The sequence below is a fragment of the Aquipuribacter hungaricus genome (assembly GCF_037860755.1).
Taxonomy (GTDB): domain Bacteria; phylum Actinomycetota; class Actinomycetes; order Actinomycetales; family JBBAYJ01; genus Aquipuribacter; species Aquipuribacter hungaricus.
This window is the reverse complement of the sequence record NZ_JBBEOI010000278.1, coordinates 1-4,314: the sequence shown is the minus strand read 5'-3', so window position 1 is coordinate 4,314 and position 4,314 is coordinate 1. Positions and strand designations below refer to the sequence as shown.

Sequence of the window (4,314 nt, the reverse complement as noted above, 5' to 3'; positions counted from 1 at the left end):
CAGCTGCTGCGCGGCCCCGGCGGGCGGCCCGCGCCGCGCCACGCCGGCCGCCCGCTGCGGGAGGTCGTCACCTCGGCGGCCGCCGGGGTGCCCGCGACGGTCGGTGTCCTCGTCGGGGCAGGGGTCCTCGCCGTCACCGGGACGACGCTCCTGGGCGGCCTGCTCGCCGTCATCTGGGCGCTCACCGTCCCCCACAGCATCGCCGTCGTCGTGCTGGAGGTCCGCCAGGCCAGGGCCCGGTGGGCGCGACCGGCAGCAGGGGTGCCCGCCACGAGGAACCAGGCGGGGGCCGGGCGCGTCCCAGTGCCATGACACCGACCCGGCACCGCCCGCACCGGACCGCGGCCCCGCTCCTGCTGCTCGCCCTGGCGCTCTCCGGCTGCGGCGGCGACGCCGGGGACGGCCCTGCGACCGGAGCGGGGGCTACCGCTGCCGCCGGCGCCACCGGGGATGCGGCGGCGGCCTGCCTGGAGGGGTCGGTCGGCTGTGACGACACCCCCGGTGCCACCGGCACGGGCGGCGTGGAGTCCGGGGCGGACGGGTCGGTCCCGGTGGGCGAGGCGGTGGCCGGCGGGGTGCAGGGACCGTTCCTAATGAGCGGCTACCTCGTGGCCGTCGGCGGTGACGTCCGGCTGTGCGAGGCGCTCGCCGAGTCCTCACCCCCGCAGTGCGGCGGCACCTCCGTCCCGCTCGAGCCGGCACAGCCCCCCGCCGGCGCGACGACCACGACGCAGGGCGACGTCACCTGGTCCGACGCGCCGGTGGCGGTCGAGGGCGAGCTCGTCGACGGGGTCTTCGTCGTCCGCACGGCCTGACGGCGCCGGGGTCAGCCCGGGACGACCTGCTGGCCGAACACCCACCGGCGGACCCAGGCGTGCATGACGACGGCGGCCGCGGCGCCGACGTTCACCGACCGGGTCGACCCGAACTGGCTGATGCCGACGACGACGTCGCAGCCGGCCAGCGCCGCCTCGGACAGCCCGGGCCCCTCGGCGCCGAACAGCAGCACGCAGCGCTCGGGCAGCTCGACGGTCTCCAGGGGCAGCGCGCCCGCGACGTTGTCGACCCCGACGACGGCGAGGCCCTCCGCCGCCGCCCAGCGGTGCAGCGCCTCGGCGTCGGGCTGGTGCCGGACGTCGAGGTAGCGGTCGGTGACCATCGCGCCGCGACGGTTCCAGCGACGACGACCCACCACGTGCACCGTGCGGGCCCCGAAGGCGTTGGCGGAGCGGACGATGGAGCCGATGTTGAAGTCGTGGACGAGGTTCTCCACCGCGACGTGGAACGGGTGCGACCGGGCCGCGACGTCGGCGGCGATCGCCTCGACGCTCCAGCCCCGGTAGCGGTCCTCGACGTTGCGCCGGTCGTCCTCCGCCGACGGGGTCTCCTCGCCGTGCGGCCGGTCCGCCGCCGGCAGCGCACCGTCGGTGGCGGGGGACTCGTCAGAGACCGACGCCGGAGGGCCCGTCGGCCCGGGGGCGGGGGCGGGGGCGCTCAGCCCAGCCCCAGGTCCGCCAGGCCGAGCGCGTACCGGTACTCCAGCCCCGCCTCGCGCACCTTCTCCTGCGCGACGGTCCCCCGGTCGACGATGACGGCGACCGCGACGACCTCGGCGCCCGCCTCGCGCAGCGCCTCGACGGCCGTGAGCACCGAGCCGCCGGTCGTCGAGGTGTCCTCGACGGCGAGCACGCGCCGGCCCGCGACGTCCGGGCCCTCGATGCGCCGCTGGAGGCCGTGCGCCTTGCCGGCCTTGCGGACGACGAACGCGTCGAGCCGACGTCCCCGCGCGGCGGCGGTGTGGAGCATGGCCGTGGCGACCGGGTCGGCGCCGAGGGTGAGCCCGCCGACCGCGTCGACGTCGAGGTCCGCGACGAGGTCGAGCATGACCTCGCCGACCAGGGGGGCGACCTCGGCGTCGAGGGTGACCCGGCGCAGGTCGACGTAGTAGTCGGCGGTCGCGCCCGAGGCCAGCGTCACCTCGCCGTGGACGACGGCCCGCTCGGCGACCAGCGCCGCCAGCCGGACGCGGGCGTCGGTCGGGGCGGGCACGTCGGAGGCGCCGTCGGGGCTCGTGCTGTCGGTCATCAGTCTCCTCGGGAGGTGCCGGTCCGGCGGCGGCCGGAGCGGAGCAGGCGGGCGCGGTAGGTGCCGGCGGGCAGCAGGCCGAGCAGGACGACGAGGGCGCGGTACCGGCGGCTGGGGACGCTCACGGCCCGGCCGCGGCGGACGTCGCGCAGGCAGTCCTCGACGAGGTCGTCGGGGTCCAGCCACCAGCCCGAGGCCCGCCGGCCGACGTCCATGCCCGCCCGGGAGTGGAACTCGGTGCGGACGAAGCCGGGGCACAGCGCGGTGGCGGTGACGCCCGTGCCGGCCAGCACCGCGGACAGGCTCTCGGTGAACGACGTGCACCAGGCCTTGACCGCGGAGTACGTGCCCATCGGCCCGAACCCGGCGACCGAGCTGACGTTGACCACGGCGCCGCGGCCGCGGGCGACCATGCCGGGCACGGCCGCGTGGCACAGGACGAGGACCGCGGTGCCCATGACGTCGAGCTGGCGCAGCTCGCCGTCCAGGTCGCCGCCGACGAACGGGGCGGCGAGGCCGAAGCCGGCGTTGTTGACGAGCAGGTCCACCGGGCGGTCGTCGTCGCGCAGCCGCTGCGCGACCCGGTCGACCTGGGCGCGGTCGGACAGGTCCGCCGGCAGCACCTCGACGTCGACGGTGTAGCGGGCCCCGAGCTCGGCCGCGACGACGGCGAGCCGGTCCTCGTCGCGCGACACGAGCACGAGGTCGTGCCCGCGCGCGGCCAGGGCGCGGGCGAAGGAGTACCCGATGCCCGCCGTGGGCCCGGTGACGAGCGCTGTCGGTCTGCTCACGGGTGGCCACGCTAGCGCCGTGGCCTAGGGTCGGGACCGTGCGGCTGGCCACGTGGAACGTCAACTCCCTCCGCTCGCGCCTGGAACGGGTGGTCGAGTGGCTCGTCACCGCGGACGTCGACGCGGTGGCCCTGCAGGAGACCAAGGTCGCCGACGACAAGTTCCCCGTCATGGCGTTCGAGGCCGCGGGGTACGAGGTCGCCTACCACGGCCTCAACCAGTGGAACGGCGTCGCGGTGGTCTCCCGCGTCGGCCTTCGCGACGTCCAGGTCGGTTTCCCCGGCGTGCCCCCCTTCGGCGACCCGCCCGTGGCCGAGGCCCGCGCGATGGGCGCGACGGTCGGTCCTGCCGACGGCCCCGGCGTGAGGCTGTGGAGCCTGTACGTCCCCAACGGGCGCACGGTCGAGGACCCCCACTACGCGTACAAGCTGCGCTGGCTCGAGGCGCTGCGCGAGGCCGCCACCGGCTGGGCCGCCGCGGCGCCGGAGCAGCCGCTCGCCCTGGTCGGCGACTGGAACATCGCCCCGACCGACGAGGACGTCTGGGACCCCTCGGTCTTCACCGGCACCCACGTCACCCCGGCCGAGCGGGCCGCCCTGGCCGCCTTCACCGACGCCGGCTTCGCCGACGTCGTGCTGCCCCTCACCGGGCCGGGCGTCTTCAGCTACTGGGACTACCAGCAGCTGGCGTTCCCCAAGAAGCGCGGCATGCGCATCGACCTGGTGCTGGGCAACGAGGCCTTCGCGAGCCGGGTCACCGGTGCCCGGGTCGACCGGGAGCAGCGCAAGCCCAAGGCCTCGACCACGGGGCAGGGTCCCAGCGACCACGCCCCGGTCGTCGTCGAGCTCGACCTCTAGGCACCCCCGCCCGGCACGACAGAGGCCCGCGGAGCCGGAGCTCCGCGGGCCTCGTCGTGCTGACGGCGTCAGCGTCGGTGCTGGTGGTGCGGGTGGGTCAGGTCACTCGGCGACGCCCGGGCCGTGGTCGTGGCCGTGGTCGTGCTCGTCGCCGCCCAGCGGGCCGGCGAAGGTGTACTCGGGACCGGCCGGGGCGGGGACGAGGAACCGCCCGGGCACGCGGCGGCCGACGACACCGTTGACGGCCTCGGTGGAGGCGGCGTAGGTGAAGACGGCGTACGCGACGGCGTCGGAGTTGACCTCGAGCGCGTGCATGTCGAGGTTGTCGATCGTGTCGCACTCCTGGTGGTAGCACTGGTCGAAAGACTCGCCCGCGATGCCGCCCCAGATGGCCTGCTGCTCCTCGGTCTTGACGACCTCGGCACCGGTGAAGAGGCCGCCCGAGGGGATGCCGCTCTCGATGAACGCCTGGTAGTCGCTGCGGCCGCTGAACTCGGAGTCGTCGTACGGCTCGCCCAGCAGCGTGTAGAACTCCTCGAACGTGGTCTCGATGTCCTCCGAGCCCTCCGGCACGACGACCG

Annotated in this window: 7 protein-coding genes; 3 read left to right on the top strand and 4 right to left on the bottom strand. The window is 75.9% G+C overall.

Annotation, left to right across the window (positions count from 1 at the left end; all coding sequences use genetic code 11):
- Nucleotides 1-312: hypothetical protein (locus WCS02_RS18070; protein WP_340295679.1), on the top strand; the 312-nt coding region annotated here is incomplete at its 5' end.
- Complete coding sequence (locus WCS02_RS18065) at nt 309-815, top strand: hypothetical protein (protein WP_340295678.1); 507 nt, start codon at nt 309-311, stop codon at nt 813-815. The genes WCS02_RS18070 and WCS02_RS18065, both read left to right, overlap by 4 nt.
- An 11-nt stretch (nt 816-826) precedes the next feature.
- Here WCS02_RS18065 and WCS02_RS18060 read toward each other — a convergent pair whose 3' ends face one another.
- From WCS02_RS18060 to WCS02_RS18050, 3 genes are read right to left on the bottom strand one after another with little or no spacing between them, the layout of a single operon-like run.
- Nucleotides 827-1,498, bottom strand: a complete 672-nt coding sequence (locus tag WCS02_RS18060) for a TrmH family RNA methyltransferase (RefSeq protein ID WP_376984068.1) — start codon at nt 1,496-1,498, stop codon at nt 827-829.
- Nucleotides 1,495-2,085 carry an orotate phosphoribosyltransferase gene (gene pyrE, locus WCS02_RS18055; RefSeq protein ID WP_340295677.1) on the bottom strand — a complete coding sequence of 197 codons (591 nt, stop codon included), beginning with the start codon at nt 2,083-2,085 and terminating at the stop codon, nt 1,495-1,497. Before pyrE ends, WCS02_RS18060 begins: the two co-directional genes overlap by 4 nt.
- The gene (locus tag WCS02_RS18050) at nt 2,085-2,876 is read right to left on the bottom strand and encodes an SDR family NAD(P)-dependent oxidoreductase (RefSeq protein WP_340295676.1); all 792 of its coding nucleotides are present in this window, start codon (nt 2,874-2,876) and stop codon (nt 2,085-2,087) included. Before WCS02_RS18050 ends, pyrE begins: the two co-directional genes overlap by 1 nt.
- 38 nt (nt 2,877-2,914) lie before the next feature.
- Between WCS02_RS18050 and WCS02_RS18045 the strand changes: the two genes are divergently transcribed.
- Nucleotides 2,915-3,733, top strand: a complete 819-nt coding sequence (locus WCS02_RS18045) for an exodeoxyribonuclease III (RefSeq protein ID WP_340295675.1) — start codon at nt 2,915-2,917, stop codon at nt 3,731-3,733.
- Between the two features lie 102 nt (nt 3,734-3,835).
- Here the strand turns inward: WCS02_RS18045 and WCS02_RS18040 are convergent.
- Nucleotides 3,836-4,314 (bottom strand): M28 family peptidase (locus tag WCS02_RS18040; RefSeq protein ID WP_340295674.1); only part of this gene is annotated, 479 nt, incomplete at its 5' end.

What these genes read in the sequence shown, in the direction of transcription:
- pyrE (WP_340295677.1), bottom strand. Translation starts at nt 2,085, where the DNA reads ATGACCGACAGCACGAGCCCCGACGGCGCCTCCGACGTGCCCGCCCCG.
- WCS02_RS18065 (WP_340295678.1), top strand. Translation starts at nt 309, where the DNA reads ATGACACCGACCCGGCACCGCCCGCACCGGACCGCGGCCCCGCTCCTG.